Origin of the sequence: Chryseobacterium sp. MMS23-Vi53, assembly GCF_047651245.1 — a bacterium.
GTDB lineage: Bacteria > Bacteroidota > Bacteroidia > Flavobacteriales > Weeksellaceae > Chryseobacterium.
Genome location: NZ_CP180265.1, coordinates 2443062 through 2467542, shown reverse-complemented (window position 1 = coordinate 2467542; position 24481 = coordinate 2443062). Strand labels below are relative to the sequence as shown.

At 34.2% G+C, this 24481-nt stretch carries 24 protein-coding genes and 2 tRNA genes; 10 read left to right on the top strand and 16 right to left on the bottom strand.

The features are described from left to right. Position 1: 1 nt before the first annotated feature. Positions 2-628, bottom strand: a complete 627-nt coding sequence (locus ACKX2A_RS10920) for an aminotransferase class IV (RefSeq protein WP_415324562.1) — start codon at positions 626-628, stop codon at positions 2-4. Further along, on the bottom strand, positions 612-1589 hold the full coding sequence (locus ACKX2A_RS10915; protein ID WP_415324560.1) for an aminodeoxychorismate synthase component I: 978 nt from the start codon (positions 1587-1589) through the stop codon (positions 612-614). Before ACKX2A_RS10915 ends, ACKX2A_RS10920 begins: the two co-directional genes overlap by 17 nt. Before the next feature lie 47 nt (positions 1590-1636). Between ACKX2A_RS10915 and ACKX2A_RS10910 the strand changes: the two genes are divergently transcribed. From ACKX2A_RS10910 to ACKX2A_RS10895, 4 genes are all read left to right on the top strand, one after another. After that, complete coding sequence (locus ACKX2A_RS10910) at positions 1637-2359, top strand: hypothetical protein (protein WP_415324558.1); 723 nt, start codon at positions 1637-1639, stop codon at positions 2357-2359. Positions 2360-2433: 74 nt separating this feature from the next. Continuing rightward, positions 2434-3174 carry a beta-carotene 15,15'-monooxygenase gene (locus ACKX2A_RS10905; RefSeq protein ID WP_415324556.1) on the top strand — a complete coding sequence of 247 codons (741 nt, stop codon included), beginning with the start codon at positions 2434-2436 and terminating at the stop codon, positions 3172-3174. Further along, positions 3174-4259, top strand: coding sequence for an AI-2E family transporter (locus tag ACKX2A_RS10900; protein ID WP_415324554.1), 1086 nt, complete (start codon positions 3174-3176; stop codon positions 4257-4259). Before ACKX2A_RS10905 ends, ACKX2A_RS10900 begins: the two co-directional genes overlap by 1 nt. 13 nt (positions 4260-4272) lie before the next feature. Continuing rightward, a complete protein-coding gene (locus ACKX2A_RS10895) occupies positions 4273-4527 on the top strand; it encodes a DUF3820 family protein (RefSeq protein WP_415329457.1) in 255 nt (84 codons plus the stop codon). A gap of 60 nt (positions 4528-4587) precedes the next feature. On the opposite strand, the gene ACKX2A_RS10890 is transcribed toward ACKX2A_RS10895, so the two are convergent. From ACKX2A_RS10890 to ACKX2A_RS10875, 4 genes are all read right to left on the bottom strand, one after another. Continuing rightward, a complete protein-coding gene (locus ACKX2A_RS10890) occupies positions 4588-4962 on the bottom strand; it encodes a VOC family protein (protein ID WP_415324553.1) in 375 nt (124 codons plus the stop codon). Positions 4963-5000: 38 nt separating this feature from the next. Further along, the gene (uvrB, locus tag ACKX2A_RS10885; protein ID WP_415324551.1) at positions 5001-6992 is read right to left on the bottom strand and encodes an excinuclease ABC subunit UvrB; all 1992 of its coding nucleotides are present in this window, start codon (positions 6990-6992) and stop codon (positions 5001-5003) included. A 141-nt stretch (positions 6993-7133) separates the two neighbouring features. Then, positions 7134-8534, bottom strand: a complete 1401-nt coding sequence (locus ACKX2A_RS10880) for a M56 family metallopeptidase (protein ID WP_415324550.1) — start codon at positions 8532-8534, stop codon at positions 7134-7136. Then, the gene (locus ACKX2A_RS10875) at positions 8531-8905 is read right to left on the bottom strand and encodes a BlaI/MecI/CopY family transcriptional regulator (protein ID WP_415324549.1); all 375 of its coding nucleotides are present in this window, start codon (positions 8903-8905) and stop codon (positions 8531-8533) included. The genes ACKX2A_RS10880 and ACKX2A_RS10875 overlap by 4 nt, the downstream gene beginning before the upstream one ends. Before the next feature lie 110 nt (positions 8906-9015). Here ACKX2A_RS10875 and ACKX2A_RS10870 point away from each other — a divergent pair, with 110 nt between their 5' ends. Beyond that, the gene (locus ACKX2A_RS10870) at positions 9016-10242 is read left to right on the top strand and encodes a PQQ-dependent sugar dehydrogenase (RefSeq protein WP_415324547.1); all 1227 of its coding nucleotides are present in this window, start codon (positions 9016-9018) and stop codon (positions 10240-10242) included. Between the two features lie 62 nt (positions 10243-10304). On the opposite strand, the gene ACKX2A_RS10865 is transcribed toward ACKX2A_RS10870, so the two are convergent. From ACKX2A_RS10865 to ACKX2A_RS10845, 5 genes are all read right to left on the bottom strand, one after another. After that, positions 10305-11681, bottom strand: coding sequence for a tryptophanase (locus tag ACKX2A_RS10865; RefSeq protein WP_415324546.1), 1377 nt, complete (start codon positions 11679-11681; stop codon positions 10305-10307). Between the two features lie 265 nt (positions 11682-11946). After that, positions 11947-12564 carry a DUF502 domain-containing protein gene (locus tag ACKX2A_RS10860; RefSeq protein ID WP_415324545.1) on the bottom strand — a complete coding sequence of 206 codons (618 nt, stop codon included), beginning with the start codon at positions 12562-12564 and terminating at the stop codon, positions 11947-11949. 150 nt (positions 12565-12714) lie between these two features. Beyond that, the gene (locus ACKX2A_RS10855; RefSeq protein WP_415324543.1) at positions 12715-13296 is read right to left on the bottom strand and encodes a tRNA-(ms[2]io[6]A)-hydroxylase; all 582 of its coding nucleotides are present in this window, start codon (positions 13294-13296) and stop codon (positions 12715-12717) included. Between the two features lie 296 nt (positions 13297-13592). Continuing rightward, on the bottom strand, positions 13593-14681 hold the full coding sequence (locus ACKX2A_RS10850) for an acyltransferase family protein (protein WP_415324541.1): 1089 nt from the start codon (positions 14679-14681) through the stop codon (positions 13593-13595). Between the two features lie 200 nt (positions 14682-14881). After that, positions 14882-15769 carry a metalloprotease gene (locus ACKX2A_RS10845; protein ID WP_415324539.1) on the bottom strand — a complete coding sequence of 296 codons (888 nt, stop codon included), beginning with the start codon at positions 15767-15769 and terminating at the stop codon, positions 14882-14884. A gap of 183 nt (positions 15770-15952) precedes the next feature. Here ACKX2A_RS10845 and rplU point away from each other — a divergent pair, with 183 nt between their 5' ends. The 5 genes from rplU to ACKX2A_RS10820 all read left to right on the top strand — a co-directional run bounded on the left by rplU (position 15953) and on the right by ACKX2A_RS10820 (position 17647). Then, positions 15953-16528 (top strand): 50S ribosomal protein L21, encoded by a 576-nt coding sequence (rplU, locus tag ACKX2A_RS10840; RefSeq protein WP_415324538.1) that lies wholly within the window; start codon positions 15953-15955, stop codon positions 16526-16528. An 18-nt stretch (positions 16529-16546) separates the two neighbouring features. Then, on the top strand, positions 16547-16804 hold the full coding sequence (gene rpmA / locus ACKX2A_RS10835) for a 50S ribosomal protein L27 (RefSeq protein ID WP_415324536.1): 258 nt from the start codon (positions 16547-16549) through the stop codon (positions 16802-16804). Between the two features lie 199 nt (positions 16805-17003). Next, positions 17004-17168: a bacteriocin-like protein gene (locus tag ACKX2A_RS10830; protein WP_415324534.1), complete on the top strand. Its 165-nt coding sequence runs from the start codon at positions 17004-17006 to the stop codon at positions 17166-17168. 24 nt (positions 17169-17192) lie between these two features. Beyond that, complete coding sequence (locus ACKX2A_RS10825; protein WP_415324532.1) at positions 17193-17354, top strand: bacteriocin-like protein; 162 nt, start codon at positions 17193-17195, stop codon at positions 17352-17354. Positions 17355-17461: 107 nt separating this feature from the next. Further along, the gene (locus ACKX2A_RS10820) at positions 17462-17647 is read left to right on the top strand and encodes a bacteriocin-like protein (protein ID WP_415324530.1); all 186 of its coding nucleotides are present in this window, start codon (positions 17462-17464) and stop codon (positions 17645-17647) included. Positions 17648-17692: 45 nt separating this feature from the next. Here the strand turns inward: ACKX2A_RS10820 and ACKX2A_RS10815 are convergent, their stop codons facing one another. From ACKX2A_RS10815 to rseP, 5 genes are all read right to left on the bottom strand, one after another. Further along, the gene (locus tag ACKX2A_RS10815) at positions 17693-19894 is read right to left on the bottom strand and encodes a DUF5686 family protein (RefSeq protein WP_415324528.1); all 2202 of its coding nucleotides are present in this window, start codon (positions 19892-19894) and stop codon (positions 17693-17695) included. Positions 19895-20387: 493 nt separating this feature from the next. Beyond that, the gene (locus ACKX2A_RS10810) at positions 20388-22295 is read right to left on the bottom strand and encodes a beta strand repeat-containing protein (RefSeq protein WP_415324527.1); all 1908 of its coding nucleotides are present in this window, start codon (positions 22293-22295) and stop codon (positions 20388-20390) included. 240 nt (positions 22296-22535) lie between these two features. Further along, positions 22536-22609: transfer RNA gene (locus ACKX2A_RS10805), tRNA-Asn, on the bottom strand. Positions 22610-22827: 218 nt separating this feature from the next. Then, a tRNA-Asn gene (locus tag ACKX2A_RS10800) sits at positions 22828-22901 on the bottom strand. Positions 22902-22982: 81 nt separating this feature from the next. Then, positions 22983-24464, bottom strand: coding sequence for an RIP metalloprotease RseP (gene rseP / locus ACKX2A_RS10795; protein WP_415324526.1), 1482 nt, complete (start codon positions 24462-24464; stop codon positions 22983-22985). Between the last annotated feature and the right edge of the window lie 17 nt (positions 24465-24481).

Sequence of the window (24481 nt, the reverse complement as noted above, 5' to 3'; positions counted from 1 at the left end):
ATTACAGATCCAAATACTCTTCATTTCCCGGTAGATTTATAATTCTGTCAAGTGGATAAATGAAGTTCTCGTCAAAATCATTTAAAGCATTAATGATTTGAAAATGAGAGAATTGTTTTATGTTTTGTAAAGTGATCTCTGTTTCTTTAATTTTTTTATGTTTTAAAAGATTTTGACGTTGAACACCGTTCAAAAGATAGGTTGAAGGGGTAAACCAGTCTTTTCCCTTCAAAAACAACAGATTTGAAAAAGAAGTATCTGTAATATGATTATTTTTAACAATAAGAATTTCCTCAGCTTTCGATTTCATCTTCATTTTTTCCAGCTCTTTTCTGTCTTCAAATTTGAAAGAATAATCGTAACTATTATTCTCAACCAACTGAAAATCTTCTATTTCCGGAATTGCATAGGGAATCATCTGAGTGCGAACTTTTTTATCAAGATCGTAAACGATTCTTAATTTAAAAAGACCGTCTTCATCATGCTCAAGATGCTTATAAATTTTGGCAAGATCTATCGAACCCTCTTTCCCGAAATGGGCGAAAGTCTGATCTACACGCTTTTGATGAAATTCTAACAAGAAAATTTCCTGATCTTCTACTTTAATGCTTTCAATGAATTGGGACATAGATTTTGTTTTTCATTTCCTGATATTCGTCTTCTAACTTGCTCATGTGAGTGATTCCGCCACCGCTTTTGAAATAAAATTCGTCGCCTTCTTTTTCAATAAAACGGATCATTACGCAGCTATCCAGATTTTCACCGTCAAACCAACCGCAAACACCGGTGTAATAACCTCTGTCGAAGCCTTCCGCTTCTAGGATTATTTCCAGAGTTTTGGGTTTTGGAGCGCCCAAAATAGAGCCTGCGGGAAGCAGTTTTTCCATTATACTTCCTACTTTTCCGTCAAATTCAGGTTTTAAATTTCCTGAAATTTCAGAACTCATGGCATACAGATCCTTTTGCTGTGTTTTGATGAAATCGATGTTCTGAAATTTATCAACCCTCACATCTTCTGCCACCATGCTCAGATCATTGCGGAGCAGATCGACTACCGTATAATGTTCTGCTTTTTCCTTTTTATCATTCTTCAAAATTTCTGCGGCATTTTCCAGTGAAGCATCAATTGTTCCTTTCATTGGATAAGTCAAAATTTTTCCGTCGACGATCTTTACAAAAGTTTCAGGAGAAAAAAATACGAAAAAATCCTTATAATAAACCTTATATTTTGCAGATGAATGATAAAAAATTTCTTCGAGGGTTAAATTTGTCTCAATTTTCGTTTTTCGTGTATAATTTGCTAAATAAGAATTTCCGAAGCGAATATTTTTTTGTACAATATCAAATCCTTCTTTAAAATTTTCTAAAGTTTCAGGATAAGATTTCCATTCGACATTTTTATTTAATTTATGTTCGGTTTTTGTGTTTGAAAAGTTTTGAAAATCAATTAATAAACCCTTTTTTTGAATTTCGTCTTCTTTAAAGATTTCAACATTTTCTGCAAGGAAGTCTATAACGAAAAAATAGGGAACCTTCTGAAGAGAAAGTTCATCCATTTCCATAAATTTTTGATGATTCATTGAAAACATTCCGCAAAAGTAATTATTGATGTTTACTTTTGCACAAAATATTTTTAATGGAAAACAAATATCCACAGAAACCGGGATTAGATTTTATACTGAAGCAGGCATTTTTCTATTGGAATAAAACGCTGATTTTTCAGTTAATGTTTTCGGTCATGTATTTTGGAATCCTCATGACGGTGTTCTTTTTCTGCGATGCGAAGTACGGAATTATGAGCCAATATATTGAAACCACAAAATATGCACAACAAGGCCTTGATGTTTACAGAGCCGAAATTCAAAAGATGATAACGACGGATAGCTTCCAGAATTTTTCGATGTGGATGGTTGGAACGATCATTTTTTTATATCCTTTAAATATTGGTTTTTATCAAATCTACAGAAAGATAGATCTTGGTGAGAAACTGGAATTGGGAGATTTGCTTGTTGGTTATAACGGCTTTAATTTCTTTAAATATATCGGATATTATATTTTCTGGTATTTCATTTTTGCATATACGATCCAAACTTTGATTCTTGGTGTTGCTTGGGTATATATGACTATTTTTGTCGCACCACTAATGTTTTTCATGAATAAAACTATTTTCGAATCTATTTCTTTAAACTTTAAAGGATTGAAAATGTATTTTCTGGAAATAACGGTTTGTATCATTGTTGCGATTTTGTTTAAGTACATTGGCTTTGCATTATTTTTAGTAGGTGGATTATTTACTTTTCCGTTTTGGAATTCGATAATCTATTCACTTTACAAGACTGTTTTTTCTGAAAAGCATTAAATTTTAAGCCTTTTTGATGATTTTTCTGCTAAAAAAGATTAATTTGGTAGAAACAACATTAAAAAGTAAACACCATGTCAGAATTTAACGAATTTGATCAGCAAGGTTCTGTGCCGGATAGGAATTCAGGATCTATTATTTCTCATGCTTTCGAAATGTATAAAGGCATTTTCCTTTATGCGATTGTAGCGATGATTGTTTATATGATCGGGGATTTTTTATTGCAGTCTGTGACGGGATTCAATTCCTGGGGCGGATTTAATGAGTTCCGGGATCTAGAAGACGGAGATTTTTCGAAATATCAATATTGGAATAAACCCGGATTTGCTTTATATTATTCTTTTTCAAGTGTTTTGGGAATTTTGCTTTCGCCTTTGTATGTTGGTTTAATTTATATTGCAAATAAATACAACACAAAAATTCAGGTTGAATTTGCTGATTTATTTATCGGTTACAGACAAAATTTAGGAAATATTCTTATTTATAGTTTAATTACAAATATTATTTGGGGAATTTCAATTGCGATGTGTGGACTTCCTTTCTTCTTTGTATATCCACTTTTTCTATTGGGTTATCCTATTTTATTATTCGAAAATGCTACAGCTATGGATGCGCTTGGTAAAGCATACAATATAGCAAAAGAGAATTATGGTACGTTTTTAGGTGCATCATTCTTAGGGCTTCTTCTGAGTGCTTCGGGGTTTGTGCTTTGTTGTATCGGGATTATTCTTACAGCGCCTTTCATCATGGTTGTGATGTATTCTACGTATTGTGCCTTTTTAGGAAAACCAAGACAAATAATGTTTAATAAATAATGAATAAAAACGAACAAATAAGCAGTGTTAAAATAAAGCAGGTCTTTTTACTTGCCATTATTTTGGTATTGGCGGGTTTAATATGTTTTAATCTTGCCCTTTTTATCCCTTCTGTACTCGGTGCAATTACAATTTATGTAGTGTGTCGCAGATATAATTTTTATCTACAAGAAGAAAGAAAATGGAAACCTTGGGCTTCATCATTGCTTTTAATGTTTGCAAGTTTAATTATTCTTATCCTTCCGATTTATTTTATTGGAGATTTATTGATTGATAAATTGGGAAATGCACAAGCTTACATGAGTAAGTTTAATGTATTTCTTGAAAAAATTCATACTTATATTTATTCAAAAACCAATTTTGATATTTTAAGTAAAGAAAATATGGACAAGCTGAAAAGCAATGTAGGACAATTCTCTACAAAAGCTCTGAGCGGAACTTTCAACACACTTACAGTGGTGATGTCCATGTATTTTATTCTTTATTTTATGTTAGAAAGACCAAGGTTCTTTGAAAGAATATTGTCATCATCCGCACCTTTGAAAAGAGCAAATGTTTCTTTAATCGGCGAAAAAATGAGAAAGCTGATCATGGCCAATGCAATCGGAATTCCTGTTGTTGCTCTTGGTCAGGGAATCGTTGCTTTGATAGGATATTTTATCTTTGGTGCTCCAAGTCCGGTTTTGCTTTTTGCTTTAACGGCGGCGGCATCGATGGTTCCGGTTGTTGGCGCAGCGATAGTTTATATTCCGGTTTGTATTTTTATGATTGCCGAAGGAAATACAGGAACGGGATTAGGTTTAGCTGCTTATTGCTTGGTTGTTGTAGGATTAACGGACAATGTTCTGCGATTTACTCTTTTGAAAAAACTGGAAGATATTCATCCTTTAAATACGGTTTTCGGAATTATTATGGGAATGAATCTATTTGGTTTTATGGGATTGGTTTTCGGACCTATTTTAATTTCATTGACATTGTTATTGATTCAGGTTTACAGAAACGAATTTTCGGACGATGATACGCCCGATTTACAGTTGCCCGATAAAGATGATGGTTTAGAACAAAAAATTGATTTAATAGTATAAAATGGAGAACGGAATAAACCCCGAAATATTAAAAGAAATCTGTATTGTAAAAATGCCTTTTGGAAAATATCAAGACACAATTCTCGCAGATTTGCCGATAAGCTATCTTGAATGGTTTCATAGACAGGGAATGCCTAAAGGTAAATTAGGAATGCAGCTTTCAACGATTTACGAAATAAAATTAAATGGGCTGATGGATTTACTGATTCCGATTCGTAAAGGAATGGTAAATTATGAAAATCCTAAATCTAAAACGTATAAATTCTAGTATAAAGTTTCGGCGGCATCGAAGATGCCGCCGAAACTTTTTTTCAAATTAATTCAAAAATTATTTAGGTTCCCAAAGTTCAACCTTATTCCCTTCAATATCAAGAATATGAATGAATTTTCCGAAATCGTATTCTGCAATTTCATCCAGAATTTCAACATTTTCCTTTTTTAATTCAACAACCAAAGCTTCAAGATCTGCAACGGTATAATTGATCATAAATTCTCTTGTAGAAGGCTCGAAATATTTTGTTGTTTCAGGAGACGGACTCCAAGTTAATGAACCTTTTGGATTAGAATCAGCAACGTCTTTCCATTCAAAAGTTGCTCCATATTCGTTTACATCAATTCCAAGATGGGTTTTATACCATTCTTTCAGGGTTTTTGGATCTTTGCATTTAAAGAAAATGCCACCGATTCCTGTTACTCTTTTCATTTGATTTTGTTATAGTTAGTTTTAATTTATATAATTAATTATCCTTTTAAAGCAGCAATTTCATCCCTCAATTTTGCAGCTTTAATAAAATCAAGATTTTTCGCAGCAGATTCCATTTCTTTTTGCTTTTGCTCAATTACTTTTTCAATATCTTCACTTGTATAACTTGCTTTAGTTTCAGCAACCTTTTGAAGAATCTCTTTCTGAGTATATTTTTCGTCTGGGAAATCTTTGCTTCTTCCGACTAAATTTTCAGAAATCTTTTTATTTAAGGCAACCGGAACTTTGCCGTGTTCTTCGTTATATTGCATTTGTTTTGCACGACGATATTCGGTTTCATCAAGGGTTGCCTGCATCGATTTGGTAATTTTATCAGCATACATGATCGCTTTCCCATTAAGATTTCTCGCCGCACGACCAACTGTCTGAATCATTGATCTTCTGCTTCTTAACATTCCTTCTTTGTCAGCATCGAGAATTGCAACCAGCGAAACTTCCGGTAAATCCAGACCTTCTCTTAATAAATTAACCCCAATTAAAACATCAAAAAGCCCGACACGCAGATCCTGCATAATCTGGATACGTTCCAATGTTTCAACGTCCGAGTGAATGTATCGTGTTCTGATTCCGAATTTTGTAAAATATTTGGTCAGTTCTTCCGCCATTTTCTTGGTTAAAGTTGTGACTAAAACTCTTTCATCAACATCAGCTCTTTTCTGAATTTCTTCCATTAAATCATCAATCTGATTTAATGAAGGTCTCACTTCAATGATCGGATCTAAAAGTCCCGTTGGACGAATAATCTGTTCAATATAAGCTCCTCCTGTTTTCTCTAGTTCATAATCTGCAGGTGTTGCAGAAACATAAATTACCTGGTTTTGAATTGCTTCAAATTCCTCAAATTTCAAAGGTCTGTTGTCCATCGCTGCAGGAAGTCTGAAACCGTATTCTACCAAAGATTCTTTTCTGCTTCGGTCGCCTCCATACATCGCATGAACCTGCGGAACTGTTACGTGACTTTCATCAATCACCATTAAAAAATCTTTAGGAAAATAATCCAGCAAACAGAAAGGTCTTGTTCCCGGCAATCTTCCATCCAAATATCTTGAATAATTCTCAATACCAGAACAATAGCCTAATTCTTTAATCATTTCAAGATCGAGTTCTGTTCTTTCCTGTAACCTTTTGGCTTCTAGCGGTTTTTCAATTGAATTGAAGAAATCAACCTGCTTTACTAAATCATCCTGAATATGCCTTATTGCTCCGTTCAGTGTCTCTTTTGAAGTCACGAAAAGATTGGCAGGATAAATTTGAATCTGCTCAAAATTTCCTGTTACATTTCCCGAAACCGGATCAAAACTTTGGATTTTTTCAATTTCATCACCAAAAAATTGAATTCTAACTGCGTTGTCTGCATAAGCAGGAAACACATCAATAACGTCTCCTTTTACACGAAACGAACCTCTTTGAAATTCATTTAATGTTCTGGCATATAAAGCATTAACTAATGAATGAAGAAGGGCGGTTCTTGTCACTTTTTCTCCAATTGCAATAGAAATTAATGATTTATGAAATTCTGTCGGGTTTCCGATACCGTAAATGCATGAAACTGAGGCAACAATTAAAACGTCTCTTCTTCCTGAAAGCAAACTTGCCGTCGCAGAAAGTCTTAATTTTTCAACTTCTTCGTTGATGCTCAAATCTTTTTCGATGTAAGTTCCGGTCGTGGCAATATAAGCTTCCGGCTGATAATAATCGTAGTAACTTACAAAGTATTCAACAGCGTTTTCAGGAAAGAACTCTTTGAATTCCATAAAAAGCTGTGCTGCCAATGTTTTATTATGAGCCAAAACCAAAGTCGGTCTCTGAACATTTTGAACTACATTGGCTACCGTGAACGTTTTCCCTGATCCGGTAACCCCCAAAAGTGTTTGGTATTTTTCACCGATATTTACACCTTCGGTTAATTTTTCGATGGCTTGTGGTTGATCACCAGTTGGTTTATATTCTGATTGAAGTTTGAAATTCATAAAAGTGTGATGTTATCCTAACAAAAATACGAAAGAAATATTTGGTATAAGAAAGTATTTGATACCACAATTTCATACAAAACTTGATTTTTTATAAATCTCAAATAAAATAAAAAGCACTCTAATCGAGTGCTTTTATGTTTATTGAAAAGACATGGTTAACGGAATTCTCATTTTATAACGGACCGGTTTTCCATCTTTTTCTGCCGGTCTCCAGACTATATTTTCATTAGCTTTCTTTAGGGATGCAATAGCTTCCTCATTGAAAATATCATTATTTCCTGCAGCTTTTATATCGGTTATATTTCCTTCTTCAGTAATGGTATAATTCAACTCTGTTCTATAGATTTCTTTATTCCTACCGGAATTGATTTTTGATCCGTCAAATAATTTAGACATTTTATTTCTCATTTCATTGATTCCTCCTGGATATTGAGGCAAAAATGTATATTCCTCTTTTTCAACAGGGTTTACAATTACTGTTTCCGAATTTTGAGTAATTTCTGTATTATTAGGTTTTACAGGATAAATGGCTACATCTTTAACTTCTTCTTTCACAGTATCTTTAGACTGCTTTATCATTTGAAGATATTCTTCTTTTTTAATTTTAAAACTGTCCTCATTATTTTCAATAATTGGTTCTTTTTCTGATTTTGAAACCTTTTCCTTCGTTTCTTTAATTATTTTTTCGATCGTATTGGCGTACGTTTTTTGTACAAATAATCCGAAAGCGAGTAGTAAAATAGGAATACTGATTGCTTTTTTTACAGTCGTTAGCTTAGACTTTTTGGTGTTCATCATAATAAATCGTTTTTTAGTGTTTTTGAAATTGAATGTATGGGTAAGGTTATAGTTTTGTGTTGAAATAATTTCGGCCAGAATTAATTTCTGATAATCTTTTACGTTAAAATCATTTTTTAAAACTGATTCATCCGCCAAAAATTCATGATTCGTGACAATCGCTTTTTTATAGAAATAGATGGAAGGATTAAACCACGTAAAAGCTTTTAAAATTTCAATAAATAAAAGATCAATGCTGTGCTTTTGCTCCAAATGGCTCTTTTCATGCAAAAAAATTCTTGAATCTATTTTGTTATTAATCAAGTAATTATTGCTTAAATAAATCGTATTCAAAAAGCTGAAAGGTGAGATGTTTTCTTTCATTATCAGAACATGATGATTTTGATAAACAATTTTTTCACCCTTTAAATTTTTAATTTTTATAATTGAAACAATGAATTTGGTTAAAAATATCAATGTGACAATTCCATAAATAACCCAAACAAGATTGATCCAGTTGAAACTTTCCTGTTTTGGAGTAAGATCTAAAACTTTTTGTGTTGCATCAATTGTTGTTTGCAAGCGACCTATAGGTTTTGGATTTTCTGATTTAATGGAAATAAATGGAACAGTGCAAGAAAGTATCAACGAAAAAAGTAAATAAAATCTGTTAAACTGATGCATTTTTTCCTTTTGCAGAAACCAGTAATAAACTGCAAGAAGCAATGATGAGCAGGCTATCATTTTTAAAAGGATAATCATTTGTCGTCAATTTGCTGGTCGATGATTTCTCTAAGTTCTTTCAAATCCTTCTGCGACAGTTTTGCATTAGAAGTGAAAAACGAAGCAAACTGAGACACAGAACTATTAAAAAAACGGTCAATCATGGAAGACATTTCTTCCTTGAAATATTCTCCTTTCGCAATTTTTGGAAAGTATTCACGAGAATTTCCATACAATTTGTAACCAACCAAATCTTTGTTCTGCATTCTTTTCAGAAGCGTTGCAACAGTTGTGGTTGCTGGTTTAGGTTCAGAATAAGATTCTAAAATATCTTTCATGAAAACTTTCTCCTTTGCCCAAAGAATTTCCATGAGATCTTTTTCAGAATCGGTGAGTTTTATTTCTTTCATATTCTACAACGTTATATTTTGCTCTACAAATGTAGAATAAAAATTTAAACTAACAAATTTTTATGGCATTATTTTTCCATTCAGTATATCAATTACTTAATCACAATACTATGAAATTCAACAAATTTTACATTCCTGCATTGAGCATATTTTTAATTCTCTCGTGCCAGAAAAACAATGTAAATGCCCAAGTTGGGGGAGAAGTCGGCAAAGACGGAAGCGTTGAAACAAAAGAACCCAACTCTCCGGGATATAAACCGGCATTTGCTGGACAGACGAGAATAAAAGCGGTAAAAACTACAACCCCATACAATGTTGAAATTTTAAATAAAGATTTAGGAAGACCGTGGGGAATTATTAATTTACCGGATGGAAGGTTTTTGATTACCGATAAAAAAGGTCATATGAATGTGGTTTCAACCGATGGAAAACAGGTTTCAAAGATTGAAGGATTTCCAAAAGTGGATTCAAAAGGGCAGGGTGGAATGCTGGATGTGGCCTTAGATCCTGATTTTAAAACGAATAATATTATTTATTTCACTTTTTCTGAACCTTATGAAAAAGGAAATCATACTGCTGTTGCGAAAGGAAAGCTTTCATCGGATTTAAAAAGTATTTCTGAGGTGAAAGTTATTTTCAGAGCAACACCGACTTATGACGGCGACAAACATTACGGAAGCAGACTGGCTTTTGATAAGGATGGAAATTTATTTGTGAGTACCGGCGAAAGGTCTGATAAACAGACAAGAGTGTATGCTCAAAAAACAGATAACTATTTAGGTAAAATTTTAAGAATTACAAAAGATGGACAGCCTGCTCCAGGAAATCCGTTCATTGGAAAAGCTGGTTATAAAGCCGAAATTTATGCCTACGGAATCAGAAATCCACAAGGTTTAGCAATTGATCCGAACGGAAATCTTTGGGATGTAGAAATGGGACCGAGAGGGGGTGACGAAATTAATCTAATTCAAGCCGGAAAAAACTACGGTTGGGGCGACGTTACCTACGGAATTGAATATTCTGGGGATAAAATTAATAATGGAACGACGAAAAAGGCAGGAACAGAACAGCCTGTTTATTATTGGGACCCTGTGATTTCACCAAGTGGAGTTACCTTTTACACTGGAAATATTGACGAATGGAAGGGGAATTTGATGATTGGCTGTTTAAGTGGCGAACACATCAATCGAATTGTGATGAAAGATAATAAAGTAGTTGGTGAAGAACGGCTTTTAGCGGATCAAAAAGAACGTTTCCGCGATGTGTTGAATGGTAGCGATGGAAATTTATATGCAGTAACCGACAGCGGAAAATTATATAAAATCTCGAAAAAATAAGTCTTTTATATATTTAAGACTCGGGCTCAAAACGAAGTTTTGAGCCCGAGTCGCTTTTATTTTTATGCTTCTTCTAACTGAACTGTAAAATGTCTCAACAAGTCCGGTTCCCATGTGATTTTATAGCCTTTTGCAATTTCATCACGTCTTTCATAAACGTTTTTGATAGCTGCAGCGATATAATCCATGTGGTTATTTGTGTAAGTTCTTCTTGGAATCGCCAAACGTACCAATTCCAACTTAGGATAACGATTTTCTCTTGTTTCAGGATCTCTGTCCGCTAATAAAGTTCCGATTTCCACAGTTCTGATTCCCGCCTCTTTATAAATTTCAAGGCCTAAAGTCTGCGCAGGATATTCTGAACGGTCAACTTTTGGTAAGAAATTCAAAGAATCGATGAAAACAGCGTGTCCTCCGATTGGTTTCTGAACAGGGATTCCGTATTCAATTAATTTATTTCCAAGATATTCAACCTGAGAAATTCTGCTTTCCAGATAAGCGAATTCTGTAGCTTCATCAAGACCAACTGCCAAAGCAGCCATATCTCTTCCCGCCATACCTCCATAAGTGATGAAACCTTCGTAGATAATCGTGAAATTGGATGCTTTTCTGAAAACTTCTTCATTATTTAAAGCAATAAAGCCTCCGATGTTTACAAGACCATCTTTCTTAGAACTCATCGTCATTCCGTCTCCATAAGAAAAAATTTCTTTACAGATTTCTTTGATCGTTCTGTTTTCCTGCCCTGCCTCTCTTTTCTTAATGAAATAAGCATTCTCAGCAAATCTTGCAGAATCGAAAAATACTGGAACTCCGTATTTATTAGAAAGTTCTCTTACCGCTTTCATGTTTTCCAAAGAAACAGGCTGTCCTCCAGAAGAGTTACAAGTAATGGTAATTAAACAAAAAGGAATATTTTCTTTTGGATGACTTTTATAAACTTCTTCTAGTTTTTCAAGATTAATGTTTCCTTTGAAAGGATGAAGATCATTAATGTCAAAAGCTTCGTCGATTGTACAGTCGATGGCATGTGCTTTTCTAAATTCAATATGACCTTTTGTCGTATCAAAGTGAGAGTTCCCAGGAATTACATCTCCTTCTTTTACCAACACTGAAAATAATACGTTTTCAGCAGCTCTACCTTGGTGAGTAGGCAAAAGATACTTAAATCCTGTAATATTTTGTACTGTCTGGTGCAATTGATCGAATGAACGAGAACCTGCATAGCTTTCGTCTCCGCTCATCAAAGCTCCCCATTGTCTGTCAGACATTGCTCCCGTTCCGGAATCTGTCAATAGATCAATGAAAACTTGTGAAGATTTTAGGTTAAATAAATTATAGTTAGCTTGTTTAAGCCATTCTTCTCTCTCTTCTCTAGTAGATTGACGGATCTCCTCAACCATTTTAATGCGGAAAGGCTCCGCGTACGGTAAATTCATGATATTTTTTTTAGATTGTTTTTAAAGAAAATTTATTTGAAATAAATTCAAATTCATCAATGTTTATTTTAAAGCTGATATTAATGCATAATCAAGAATTATTTTTAACCACAAAAAAGAGCAAAAGATTTAATTTTTAAATAGCTTTTAAGAAGGTTGCTAAAGCAATATTTCGTTTTGCTTTTATGAACTTTTTTATTCAGCTAAAATGTTCAATTGTCTTTTGTATCTTTTGCGGTAAATAGAGAGTTACGCATCAAGAAAATTACTCAGGAGCTTTAAATATATTTTCATCTGAATGGAAGCCTGCCACACCGCCGCTCACCGCAAATTTCATTGCAGAAGCCGCCGTCATTCCCACTACAGGTTTGATGTTTTTTTCTTCAGTTACAATCACCCAGCCTGAAATTGCATAAGAATGAGGAAGATAAACTGCAACATAATTGTGTTTTTCTACATCTGCCATTTCTTTTTGAGTTAAAAAACCGATTCTCCAGATTTCCGGATTTTCATTGGTTTTTACCCAAACAGGATCATTGAATTTTTTCTTATCCCCAACAAATGATGACATTACGTCTTTGGTAGGAGTGTAAATATGTTTTACGCCGGGAGTTTTTTCAAGGAGACGATCCATGGCATCAAAGAAAAATCTTCCAACAACGAATTTATTTCCTAAAAATCCTAAAAGTGCTGTAATTAAAATCGTTGAAATAAAAACTAACCCCGGAATTTCCTTTGCAACCGACGGAATAATATTGTCGATGGAAGTAACAACATACCAGATTACAAAAATGGTAAGCCCGATCGGACCAATAATAACCAACCCCTGAAAGAAGTTTTTCAGGAAGAAGTTGGCAATATTTTCAAAAGTCAGTTTTTTCACTGCGATTTTATCTGTTATTCTTTAATTTTTACCGCAAAAGGGGCAAAAAATTATTACTAATATAAAAAGTGATTCAAAAGATTAAAAAAGTAAAAGATTCTTAAAGCACTTTTTATCTTTTGTGGTTAAAATAATTTGATCATTTAAATTTTATCCGTGGATAGATTCTCCTTTTCCATAAGACTGAATGATTTTTGCTTCATATTCCAGCCATTCTTCCCAACGTGCATTTGCTTTCGCTTCGTCTCCCAATTGTCTTGCAAAACCAATGAAAGTCGTGTAATGATTGGCCTCTGAGATCATTAATTCTCTGTAAAAAATTTTAAGCTCTTCGTCTTTTATGTTTTCAGTTAAAACTTTAAATCTTTCGCAGCTTCTTGCTTCAATCATTGCTGCAAAAAGCATTTTATCAACAATAAGGTCATCTCTGTTTCCTCCTTTTTGGATGAAATTGACCAATTCGTTTACGTAATCATCCTTTCTGGTACGTCCAAAAGAATAACCTCTGCTCTTGATAATTTCATGAACCTGTCTGAAATGCTCAAGCTCTTCCTGTGCGATGGCAAGAAGCTCTGTTACGATTTCCGGATATTCAGGAAGCATGGTAATTAGTCCGATCGCGTTTGTCGCAGCTTTTTGCTCGCACCATGCGTGATCCGTCAAAATTTCTTCTAGGTTTCCTTCCGCAATATTTGCCCACCTTGGATCGGTAGGAAGTTTCAACTTAAACATAGTTTAAAAATTTCTGTAAAATTAAAATAATTTACGAGAAGAAATATGATTTTATTTTAAATTGATAATTATGACATTGAATTCATCTAAGCGTCTTATAATTTGTGAAGCTTTTTGTTTTTAAACGCAAAGATTTTATTTCATACTTATGATTTTTAGAAGGCAAAGGCAAATAAATTTGCTTCGCTAAGCTTGAAAATATCGCTTCATCAAATCAACTTGTTGATTCCTCTTTGCTCACTCAAATATTTTTTATTTTAAATTAAAACTTTGCGTCTAAAGAAAAATAAAAGAATTTAAGATGCTGTTTTTCTTCTCAGAAACTCCAAAATATTCCATCCTAAAACGTCTACTTTTTTTAATCCTGCTGAAATTATGAAGGCTAAAATAATATTAACGATATAAATTAAAATCATTAAAACCCACCAGGGTAAGTTTTCTTTTAAGGGAACAACAAGAAAATAAATTAATGACGAACTAATTCCCTGAGCGAAATAGAAAAAAATCGCGTTTTTGCCAATATGAGTGACTAAATTCTCTTTCGTTATTTTTAATCTGTTGTAAAAAACAAAAAGTGTTACCAAAGAAAATAACGACCATATTATATAAGGAACCTTTGGCGGGAATTTATTTTTATTGATTTTGAAGAAAATTTCGCTTCCATAATACCAAAACATCCAGCACAAAGCGACGGCAACAATTCCATATAATACAGGAATCATTTTTGTCGGGATGGTTTTTCCGCGCATTTTGTTGGCAATTAAGAAAACGGTCATATAAAATGCAACGTAACCAACCTGACCTGTTGGATAAATTTCAGGAAAAATATTGAATAGTAAGGTTAAAGTGATACAAATCCCGATAAACCAGTTGATGTGTTTTGGGAAAAATCTTAAAATTAAGACTCCGAAAACCGTTAAAATAAAATAAACTCTTAAATACCAAAAACTTCCCATCACCACAGGAAAAGTATCTGCATTGGTATATTGATGAAGATACCAGTTTCCTAAATTTTCCCATTGTGGAACTGCCGAAATATTTATTGCTGAATATTTTGATCCAAAAGTTGAATAAAAACTTTGAAGCCATTCTAAAGAAAAAAAACTGAGCCCGAAAACTTTAAAAAAGTAATCAAGGAAGAACAAAAACGTTACAAAAATCATGTAGGTGATCTGTAATTTCAGCAATCTGTAAAATGTTTTTTCAATATTTGAACCGGACGTAATTCCGCTTAATGCATAAAAAAGAGCAACATCAAAAACTAAAGAAAACACTCGCACTTCCGCCGGAATATAAAACTGTCCCGACCAAAAAGCCGTATGAATAAATATAATGGAAAGCGTTGCCAATCCTTTTGCAAAATCGATGTAAAGGTCTCTGTTCATTATTTGGAATATGTTTCAAAAGTAAGAAATAATTTGGATGGATGTAGGATGATGGATGTTTGAAATCATTTACTGTGAAAACGTTGATGAGCATTTTCAAAAACTTTCAACCTTCCGCCTCCATCTTCGAAACTCTAAAATCAACAAAAAAGGTAAGCCAAAGCCTACCTCCTTTACTTAAATATGTCGAAAATGAATGTTTATTTAAGATCTTTAAATTCTTCAGCAGAGATTTCTCCAGTCTGAATTTTTTTCAATTCATCAATATACTGACTCATGTAAGCATCAAGTTCAGGATATTGAGAATTTTTTCCCATTTTGTAAGTTCCATTCAAAACTCCTTGATAGTAATAGAAGAAGTTGTAATCGAACGAAGATGCCGTCAAGCTATATTGGCCAAGTAAAAATCCTAGACGAACTGCAGATCTTCTTTGTGGAGGCGTTCCGTGGTGACCCGAACTAGTTGTCTGATAATCTCCAATGCTTTGTGCAAATTCATAGGCAGCGGCAATTTCTGCGAAGGATGTTTTGTTGTAACCGTTTGGTCTTCTTAAGTAGTATCCTGCAAATCCGTCTGCTTCAAGCTCGTTTGGTCTTGCTGTGGATTCATTTACACTAGGTAATCCGTAAGCATATTGTAATTGGTGACCATATTCATGCGCCAAAATCATTGCGTTTACGATATCTCCGCCTTTATTTTTAGCATCAGCATAAATGGCGTAACCATAATAGATTTTCCCTGTTGAATAAGAAATCGCGTTGTACGTAGAACCTGGGTTTGAAGGATCATTCACAAATCTAAGCGTTGGTGTGCTTCTTCCCCACATTGTAGCATTTTTTGTCATTTGAGAGTTCATGAAACTGGTGTCTGCGGATGTTGGAAGAGAAGTAAGTAAAACTGCGCTTGAGCTCCAGTATTGGTCTACATAAGAACAGCTTTTTTCAAGGTCATTGGGCTGGTCGATTTTCAGGTTTTGGGTTTGTTGTTCCTGTACGGCAGGGTTTTCCATTGAATCGTCGTTACATGCTGATAATGAGAGTGCAGCAATTGCTCCCAATAGAATTGGGAAGTGGAAGTTTCTTTTCATATAAAATATTTTTAGGTGAAAACGAAGGTATAAAATTCTTTCGGAAATATTATCACTTCGGAGTGAGAAATTATTCAAAACATAGTTAAAATTTAAAAGAATAAAAAAGATTGTTTTGATTGCAAGCTATTTAGAAAATATTTCATATATTTGCACCTCGAAATAACTAAAAATTTATAAACAATGTTTGCAATTGTAGAAATAGCAGGGCTTCAATACAAAGTTGAGCAAGACCAGAAGTTGTTTGTAAACCGTTTAAAAGGAGATAAAGGAGGAAAAGTTTCTTTCGATAAAGTTCTTCTTACTGTAAACGGTGCAATCACTGTAGGCGCCCCAGCTGTAAACGGAATCACTGTAGAAGCAGAGATCCTAGACCATGTAAAAGCTGATAAAGTAATCGTTTTCAAAAAGAAAAGAAGAAAAGGTTACCAAGTGAAAAATGGTCACAGACAATCTTTAACGCAAATTCAAATTACTGGTATCACTGGTTTTGAAGGAGCTCCAAAGAAAGCTGCTAAAAAAGAAACTGCTAAGGCAGAAGTTCTTTCTGACAGCGCAACTGTTAACTTCAGCGAAGATCATGAGTTGAACTATCACTTGAAGAAAAACGGATTGTCTCAGTCTAAAGAGAACAGAGATGCTTTAGTTACTTTAGGTAAAGCAGTAAAAGTTGAACTAGAAAAGACTGTTCTTACTCACGAAGAAGTAGATGCTGCTATCGTGAAGAACATCGACACTTTCAAAGCGTTAAACAAATAATAATAATCCACTAATAAAATGGCACACAAGAAGGGAGTTGGTAGCTCCAAGAACGGTAGAGAATCTCACTCTAAAAGATTAGGTGTGAAGATTTTCGGAGGACAAGATGCTATTGCCGGAAACATTATTGTTAGACAAAGAGGTACTCAACACCACCCAGGTGCAAACGTGGGAATCGGTAAAGACCACACTTTGTTTGCTCTAATCGACGGTAAAGTAGTTTTTAGAAAAAAAGCAAACAACAGATCTTTTGTATCTGTAGAAGCAAACGCATAATTTTTAGCGTTTTATAAAAATTTAATCCCCGGCAATTTTGTCGGGGATTTTGTTTTTTAATTTTTCGTTAAAAAAGTTAAAGTTTTTTAAATTATTCTATTTTATGTGATATATTTTTATATTTGATAACATTCAAATAACAATATATTTGCGGTAGCCGAAAAGCAAAAAGAGTAGGCAATAAATTAAACTAAACCTTATGAAAAATTTAAAAAAATTAAAGAAAAGAGAATTAAAAACAATTCATGGAGGCGCAGAGAGATGCCCTGTACCGGCTGATTGGTGTGCTGAGTGGTGTACTTGGTCTGCTTGGCAAAAAGCGCACTGTATTAATTCTGTAATTGATACTCCTTGCAATTGCTAATAACCTGATCACAAATTAAATACTATGAAAAATCTAAAGAAACTTACAAAAAGCCAACTTAAATCAATTGGTGGAGGAGTACTAATTTGTCCACCTCCTGCGACTACATGTGCAGAATGGCTGACATGGACGCCACAGCAACAACTTCGTTGTCCGAATTGGATTCTGGATCCCGATCCGTGTTAATAAAATATGAGCCTCAACTATTGAGGCTTTTTTTATAAATTCAATAAAAATAATTTTCTTAAATTTCAAAAGTTTAATTAAACACATCAAATTAAAACTTAATCATTATGAAAAATTTAAAGAAAATCAATCGCGAAAACTTGAAAAGTATAATGGGAGGTGCGCTTCCCGTAAAAGACTGCTTACCTTGTGAGATATATTGTAAGCTTCCGGAAGGAGAAAGACCTCCATGTAACATTGTTTATATTGTTGCTCATTGCAATGGCTGCAAAGACTGGCCGGCAGAATCTTAGTAAAATAAAAATCTCCTTTATCATATCAATAAAGGAGATTTGTTTTTAAAACCCAACCTGGAATCCTGCTTTGATTCCGAATTTTGAAATATCTGGTCTGTCGAGATAATTTCCTCGCCAGTTAAAATCTACTCTGAAAATTCTAAGATTTCCAAAACCAATGTTTTCAATCCCAACTCCATATTCATAATAAATATGCTCGCTTGGAGCAGAATATTTGAAGCCTTCCACATTTATTGCCTTTGAGGCATCGCTCAAAGTTCCGTAAGCGGCTCTGAAGAATGCTATTTCTCTCAATTTTAATTTCTTGATCAAAGGAATGTAAGAAAGTATTTTACCATTAAAATGATGTTCCAGATGAAGCGTTGTATAAGTGTCTGCCACAAATTCATAATAATTAAGCTGAGCAAAAGTATTTTGAGCCAAACTATATGATTGGTTTCCGGGAATTACATTTTGTAAAGCCAATGGAACGGTATCAAAGTTTTTTCCAGCTTCGAAATTCAGCATCAGTTTGCCCCAACTTCCGATCAACATTGGTTTGTAGAACATGAATTGTAATTTATTATAATTGAAATCAGATCCAAATAGGCCTTCAATTCCTCTCGTGTATTTTAAGACGATTGTCGGAGCCAATGTTCCGTGTTCGTATCTGTCGAGGCCGGTTTGCGAGAATTTTGCACCCGGTCTTGCAATTAAACTAAGTGTAAGATGAGAGTCATTGGTTGTTTGTCTTAAGTTTCCGTCTTTGTAATATCTTAAATTAAATCCATCAGGATTTGCGGATTTAATGCTTTGCATTGTGCCATCCAATCTGATTTGGAAATTTTTCCACGGCTCGATCGATGTAAAAACATTGGTTTGATTTACTGAACTTAAAGAAGCATTTTCGCCTCTCGCAAAAAGAGTTGAGGAAGCAAATGTACGCGCCATAATTCCGTCATCATTCGTCAACTGAACTCCCAATTGCAAAATGTCTCTTCTTGTTCCCGCACCGACTGTAAATCTATTTACTCTGTTGAACATAAATCTTGCTTCAGCCCCATATTTTACTTGCTGATCTTTAAAACCATAAGCTGTATAAAACTGAACTCTCCAAGGATCGTTTCTTGTGAAATAAGTTCTTGCTCCTAATCGAATTCTATCCCCTTCAATTTCGTTTTTACCGTAAATAGAGAAAATTGGTCCTAAATCAATTCCTAACTTTTTAACGTTGTAGTATCCAGAGCCAAGCGTTTCATACAGTTTCACAATTCGGTTGAATTTTGGAGTCTGCTGAAGCTTGTCCAGCATTTCGTAAACGCCTTGCTCGGTTTTCGATAAAGAATCGGGTCTTGCTTTCACCCAAAATGCATCATCTTTATCAACAAATTTGTCACTGTATTCTTCTTCCTGTCGCTTAAAGATTTTGTCTTCTAGCGGTTTATTAAATTCATATTCAGAATAATCGACTGATCTTTTTGCAATGATACTTTTTGATGTTTTCTTTTTTGAAAAAGGTGTCATTTCAATTTCGGTAACAAATTTTCTTGGCAGAAAAGTGTTTTCATCAGGATTATCGTATTCTAGTTCTGTTGAAATTCCGTTGATGAAGTTAACGTTTATTTTCTGTGTCGATTTTAAAGTCGCACCTAAAACTGCATAAGTATCGGTATCAATATAAAGATATCCCTGAAATGCCAAAACCTCCGTTCTCTTCGGTTGATAACGGATTTTAAAGGCATTTTCACCCCTCATTGAAATGGTATCAATTAAATTATAATCATAGGTACTGAAACCCGTTTCTCCAACCGGACTTGGAAACCCGATATCGAAATAATTTAACGTATTATCATAAATATTAATGTCACGATATAAGTTTTTCGCTGTTAAGGTAATAATCTGATTGTCCTGAAACCCGGAAGTTTTTTGTGCCGTTAAAAGTCTTTTTGTTCTTTTATTCGGTCTGTTTTCACCATAATTTTCATAAATAGCTTCATTTAAGAAAACGGGTAGTCCAATTTTTCCACTGGCTGTGGAATCTTTATAATCAAAAATAAATTCTAGCTTGTTGAAGATTTTTTTCTTCATAAATGCACTATCTAGATTATTGGCATCAAACTGAATCTTCTCATATTCTTTATAGGTATAAGTATCGAATTTATCTAATCCGTTATTTCTTTTTTTCTCCCAGACTTTTTGCATGATGGCATAAGCGGGATTTTCTTTTTTATTTTTAAACTTCGGTTTTTCGTTGTGGATTACCACTTCCTGAATATTTTCTACTTTATCCTGAGATAACTTTACAAATATATTCGTTGCCGTTTCCGGAGTTATGTTTACGCTTTCTAGTCCGTAGTTTTTTCTTAAAAATTTTAATTTATAAATAATACTATCAGATTGAATAGTAAAACTTCCCGAAGTGGTCGTTAAAGCCGCTTTGTTACTATCATTAATAAAGATATCAACACCGGTGACTTCTTTGTTCGTTTTGGCATCTACAATCCTTCCATTCGCGGTATTTTGAGCACAGACAAGGTCTATGAAAAATAATAGAAAAAAAGAGTATAATATTTTGAGTTATTAATTAACATTTGTTGTTTCTTCAAGCTATTAGCATAAACAAAAAGTATGCACTTTTATTGTAAATATGTAAAATTATTTAAACTTAAATGCAAAACTGCAAATGTAATGAAATAACACCATCAAAATGATGGTGTTATAGTAGTATTTTAATTAAATATGAGGAATCTGTGCTTTTTTATTTTTGGAGCTCTGCAAAAATATATCCCTGAGGCACAACTCCCGAAATACTATCTCCGTCAGCGACATTGAAATTTATCCTGTAAAAAGTTTTATCGGTATACGAGAAAAAACTAAACTGAGTATGCCCGTCCTGAACACAATTTACTGGGAGAGATGTTATATCGGCAAATCCAGTAGTGATTGTAAAAGGTACTGTCGCAACAAAAGTATTACTTGCGGTAGTCTGAGATGATATTGTTGCTGCATGTATAATACCAGCATTGTTGGAACCTGTAGTTGATCTTATTTGTAGAAAAGTACCTGTACTGGTACAGGTTGTTGATGGATATCTTAATTGTATCCCACCTAAAGTAACCAGTGAATTTGCAGCAACACTTGCATCGATATTGAAAGATTTAAAGGATGTTGTTAATGAGCTTTGCACAACAACATTTCCGCTCGCATCTATCCCTAAAGAAGATGTATTGGCGGTAGGAGGAGTTGTACTGTTGATATTTGTAAATTTTAGACCTGAAACGTCTGTCGTTCCAGAAGCTATTTCCAATCTAGCAGTAGGATTCGATGTGCCAATTCCTACATTACCGGTGTTTGGTTTTATTCTTAAACGTTCATTAAGTGCACCACCTGTAGAATTTCCTATATAGAAATCTTCTTCACTTCCATTAGTTGCTGTTGCACCTGTACGAATAGAGCCTATAGCCCAGTTAGCCCCACCCGAAGTGGGTCCGCTGTTGGTGAATCCTAAAAGAGAGTAATTTCCTGTTGCCAGGGCAGAAGTATTTCTTAAAGCAATAATTCCGTACTGGTTGGTTCCTGCAGCAGCATCAAAAAGATTGTATCTGTTGGCGTTCGCTGTAGTTGCTAAAACATGTAATCTTGTGGCAGGTGTTGCAGTTCCTATCCCAATATTGGCGGTAAGGTTTGCTATGTCGTTACTAAGGTTTGTTCCGAACAAAGCATTTCCAATATTCATTTGATTGTTTGTTGTAGCATTTAAAAAAGTTGAATTAACCCCAATTAATATATTGTTGCTACCAGTTGTGAAAGATACTCCACCTCCTCCACTCGACGGATTTCCTGTATTATCTCCAATCGCTGTATTTCCACTACCAGCAGTTAGAGTACCCAGCGCATCTGCGCCTACTGCTACGTTAAAGGCAGATGCTCCAGTTAGGACATCAAGGGAATTATAGCCTACAGCAACATTATCTCCCCCACTAGTCTGTGATCTGAGCGAACCTGATCCTAATGCTGTAATTCTGGATCCTGTTGTATTATTTTGTAAAGCTTGAAATCCAAAAGATGCATTTTGTACACCTGTTGTATTCGCACTTAAGGATTGATTACCAAAAGCAGAGTTCGCCACACTTCCTGCGGTTGCAGCAGATAGTGCTCCAACTCCAAACGCAGAGCTTAAAAGTGCCGGGGATGCAGATGGTAAAGAATCTTCCCCAAAAGATGTATTAATATTACTTAAAACTCCCGCATCATTATTATTTCTCTTAAAAACAACATTTTGATTATCTGTTGTACCTATAAAATTTGTTCCAGGAGTTGTTCCTGTATTTCCTGTGGTACGCCAGTCGTTATTCGATGGCGTGGTTATAATAGCAACCCATTTGATTCCGTCGAAATAATAAAAACCTACGGAAGTCACGTCTATGGTTGTTCCGGAATTGGTTCCGGTAGAAATATCGTTTATGTAGATCATGGTAGAGAGTGGAATTGATGCCATTGCCTGAGCCCGTGCTCTATCTACTCTCGGAATTGTAATGCCATCCACGTTGGTGGAATTGCCTGTAGCATTTTTTGCAATAATATCCAAAGTGCTTACCGGATTAGCTGTATTAATCCCAACCTGTGCGATAGATATACCAAAAACACCAATAAATACGAAAGTCAAGGTTTTTTCATGATAATTTACGTTTATAGTACCACAAGTTACAAACAATGTTTAGTTTTATCAATTTAATTTATATTAATTTCTATATAATCATAAAAAAATAACTGTATTACAATGTTTTATATGGAAAAATAATGAAATTACATTAATTTTAATTAAAATTAATAATTGTAAAACAGGTAATATTAAGATTGGTTAAATAACGAAATAAAAAAGACTTACATTTCTGTAAGTCTTTTGCTCCTCCTGCTGGGCTCGAACCAGCGACCCTCTGATTAACAGTCAGATGCTCTAACCAACTGAGCTAAGGAGGAATTTCCTTTGTTTTTAGTGATGCAAATATAATATGAATATTAATATCAAACAAGTTTTTAAATAAAAAATAATTGAAATTTTCTTGTGGTAGAAAGGCTTTCAAGGTTATTTTGCTATTTTTCAGGAGATTAAGTTTAATAAAAGTTTCGTGAAAAGTTAATAAAACTTAATTGAATACATAGAAATAAAAAAGACTTACATTTCTGTAAGTCTTTTGCTCCTCCTGCTGGGCTCGAACCAGCGACCCTCTGATTAACAGTCAGATGCTCTAACCAACTGAGCTAAGGAGGAATGTCCTTTGTTTTAAGTGGTGCAAATATAGGACGAATATTTATACCCTACAAATATTTTTAATGAAAATTTTAAAAAATATTATAAACTTCCGGTTATCCATTTAAAGATGTCGCTTCCGAAGATAAGTAACATCAAGCCTAACAGGAATATAACTCCAACCATTTGTGCATTTTCCAATACTTTTTGTGGTACAGGTTTTCCTACAATTATTTCATATAATGTAAATAAAACGTGTCCTCCATCAAGTCCGGGAATAGGAATTAAGTTCAAAAATGCCAACCAAACCGAGAACATTGCCGTGAATCCCCAAAATGCAGTCCAGTCAATTGAAACATTTCCTTTAGCATCTTTATTTACAGGCATATTTTTCACAATTGCGATCGGGCCACCTACTTTTTTATAACCCTGAACTTTTTTGTTGAAGATTAATTTAAACTGCTTAATCTGGTATGTTAAACTCTCAATAGTCAATGTAAAACCTCTTGTAATAGAACTGAAGAAGTTATAATTGTTGTGAACGTAGTATTTTTCAACTTCTTTGAAAGATAAAATTCCGATTGTTCCTTCTTTAGAAACAGGAATTTGTACGTTTGTCAATTGATTGTTTCTTAAAACCTCGAAATCAACAGTTTTACCCGCATTTGGAGCAACCAAAGGTTTTACTTGGTCGTAGTATTCCAAAGGTCTTCCATTAACCGCAACAATTTTATCACCGATTTTCAATCCCGCATCCATCGTAGATTTTGTAACAATCGTGTCAACAATAGGTGCCATTCTAGGGGTAAGGAAAGATCTTGGTTCAGGATCTTGGAAAGCCATCGCTTTTCCATCGTCGTTTGTAGGGAAAGTAACTTCTTTTCCATCTCTAAGAACTGTAATTTCGTCACTCAATAAAACATCTAACGCCAGTTTTTTGAAGTCTTTTTGTGTTTTACCATCAACTTTTAAAATTTTATCTCCATCCTGAAAGCCCATTTTTTTTGCAGCTTCTGTGTAATGAAGAGGTGTTGTAATTTTATCCGCGTCAAAAATGTGTTCGCCATTTTTACCAACCAAAGCCGAGAAAATAATCCAAGCCAAGAAAAAGTTTACCGTAACTCCTCCCAACATGATAATTAATCTTTGCCAAGCTGGTTTCGATCTGAATTCCCACGGTTGAGCAGGTTTTTTCATCTGCTCGGTATCCATGCTTTCGTCGATCATTCCGGCAATTTTTACATATCCACCGAAAGGAAGCCACCCGATTCCATACTTTGTCAGCTCAGGATGTTTTCTCCAGTCGCTGTCCGGTAATTTTGATATGTCGATAGCAACTTCTTTCTTTTCTCCGTTTACTACGATTTCTTCTGTATCTGGAAGATTTTGAGAGAAAAACTTATACTGCCATTTTCCGTTGATTTTTTTCATTGAAAAAATTGAAAACCAAGGATCGAAAAACAGAAAAAACTTTTCTGCTCTGGTCTTAAACCATTTCGCCGGTAAAAAGTGACCAAGCTCATGAAGGACTACTAAAATAGAAATACTTAGAATGAACTGGAAAATCTTGATTGCTAATTCCATTAATACTTTTTATATTT

What these genes read in the sequence shown, in the direction of transcription:
- ACKX2A_RS10920 (WP_415324562.1), bottom strand. Translation starts at nt 628, where the DNA reads ATGTCCCAATTCATTGAAAGCATTAAAGTAGAAGATCAGGAAATTTTC.
- ACKX2A_RS10915 (WP_415324560.1), bottom strand. Translation starts at nt 1,589, where the DNA reads ATGTTTTCAATGAATCATCAAAAATTTATGGAAATGGATGAACTTTCT.
- ACKX2A_RS10910 (WP_415324558.1), top strand. Translation starts at nt 1,637, where the DNA reads ATGGAAAACAAATATCCACAGAAACCGGGATTAGATTTTATACTGAAG.
- ACKX2A_RS10905 (WP_415324556.1), top strand. Translation starts at nt 2,434, where the DNA reads ATGTCAGAATTTAACGAATTTGATCAGCAAGGTTCTGTGCCGGATAGG.
- ACKX2A_RS10900 (WP_415324554.1), top strand. Translation starts at nt 3,174, where the DNA reads ATGAATAAAAACGAACAAATAAGCAGTGTTAAAATAAAGCAGGTCTTT.
- ACKX2A_RS10890 (WP_415324553.1), bottom strand. Translation starts at nt 4,962, where the DNA reads ATGAAAAGAGTAACAGGAATCGGTGGCATTTTCTTTAAATGCAAAGAT.
- uvrB (WP_415324551.1), bottom strand. Translation starts at nt 6,992, where the DNA reads ATGAATTTCAAACTTCAATCAGAATATAAACCAACTGGTGATCAACCA.
- ACKX2A_RS10880 (WP_415324550.1), bottom strand. Translation starts at nt 8,534, where the DNA reads ATGATTATCCTTTTAAAAATGATAGCCTGCTCATCATTGCTTCTTGCA.
- ACKX2A_RS10875 (WP_415324549.1), bottom strand. Translation starts at nt 8,905, where the DNA reads ATGAAAGAAATAAAACTCACCGATTCTGAAAAAGATCTCATGGAAATT.
- ACKX2A_RS10870 (WP_415324547.1), top strand. Translation starts at nt 9,016, where the DNA reads ATGAAATTCAACAAATTTTACATTCCTGCATTGAGCATATTTTTAATT.
- ACKX2A_RS10865 (WP_415324546.1), bottom strand. Translation starts at nt 11,681, where the DNA reads ATGAATTTACCGTACGCGGAGCCTTTCCGCATTAAAATGGTTGAGGAG.
- ACKX2A_RS10855 (WP_415324543.1), bottom strand. Translation starts at nt 13,296, where the DNA reads ATGTTTAAGTTGAAACTTCCTACCGATCCAAGGTGGGCAAATATTGCG.
- ACKX2A_RS10850 (WP_415324541.1), bottom strand. Translation starts at nt 14,681, where the DNA reads ATGAACAGAGACCTTTACATCGATTTTGCAAAAGGATTGGCAACGCTT.
- ACKX2A_RS10845 (WP_415324539.1), bottom strand. Translation starts at nt 15,769, where the DNA reads ATGAAAAGAAACTTCCACTTCCCAATTCTATTGGGAGCAATTGCTGCA.
- rplU (WP_415324538.1), top strand. Translation starts at nt 15,953, where the DNA reads ATGTTTGCAATTGTAGAAATAGCAGGGCTTCAATACAAAGTTGAGCAA.
- rpmA (WP_415324536.1), top strand. Translation starts at nt 16,547, where the DNA reads ATGGCACACAAGAAGGGAGTTGGTAGCTCCAAGAACGGTAGAGAATCT.
- ACKX2A_RS10830 (WP_415324534.1), top strand. Translation starts at nt 17,004, where the DNA reads ATGAAAAATTTAAAAAAATTAAAGAAAAGAGAATTAAAAACAATTCAT.
- ACKX2A_RS10825 (WP_415324532.1), top strand. Translation starts at nt 17,193, where the DNA reads ATGAAAAATCTAAAGAAACTTACAAAAAGCCAACTTAAATCAATTGGT.
- ACKX2A_RS10820 (WP_415324530.1), top strand. Translation starts at nt 17,462, where the DNA reads ATGAAAAATTTAAAGAAAATCAATCGCGAAAACTTGAAAAGTATAATG.
- rseP (WP_415324526.1), bottom strand. Translation starts at nt 24,464, where the DNA reads ATGGAATTAGCAATCAAGATTTTCCAGTTCATTCTAAGTATTTCTATT.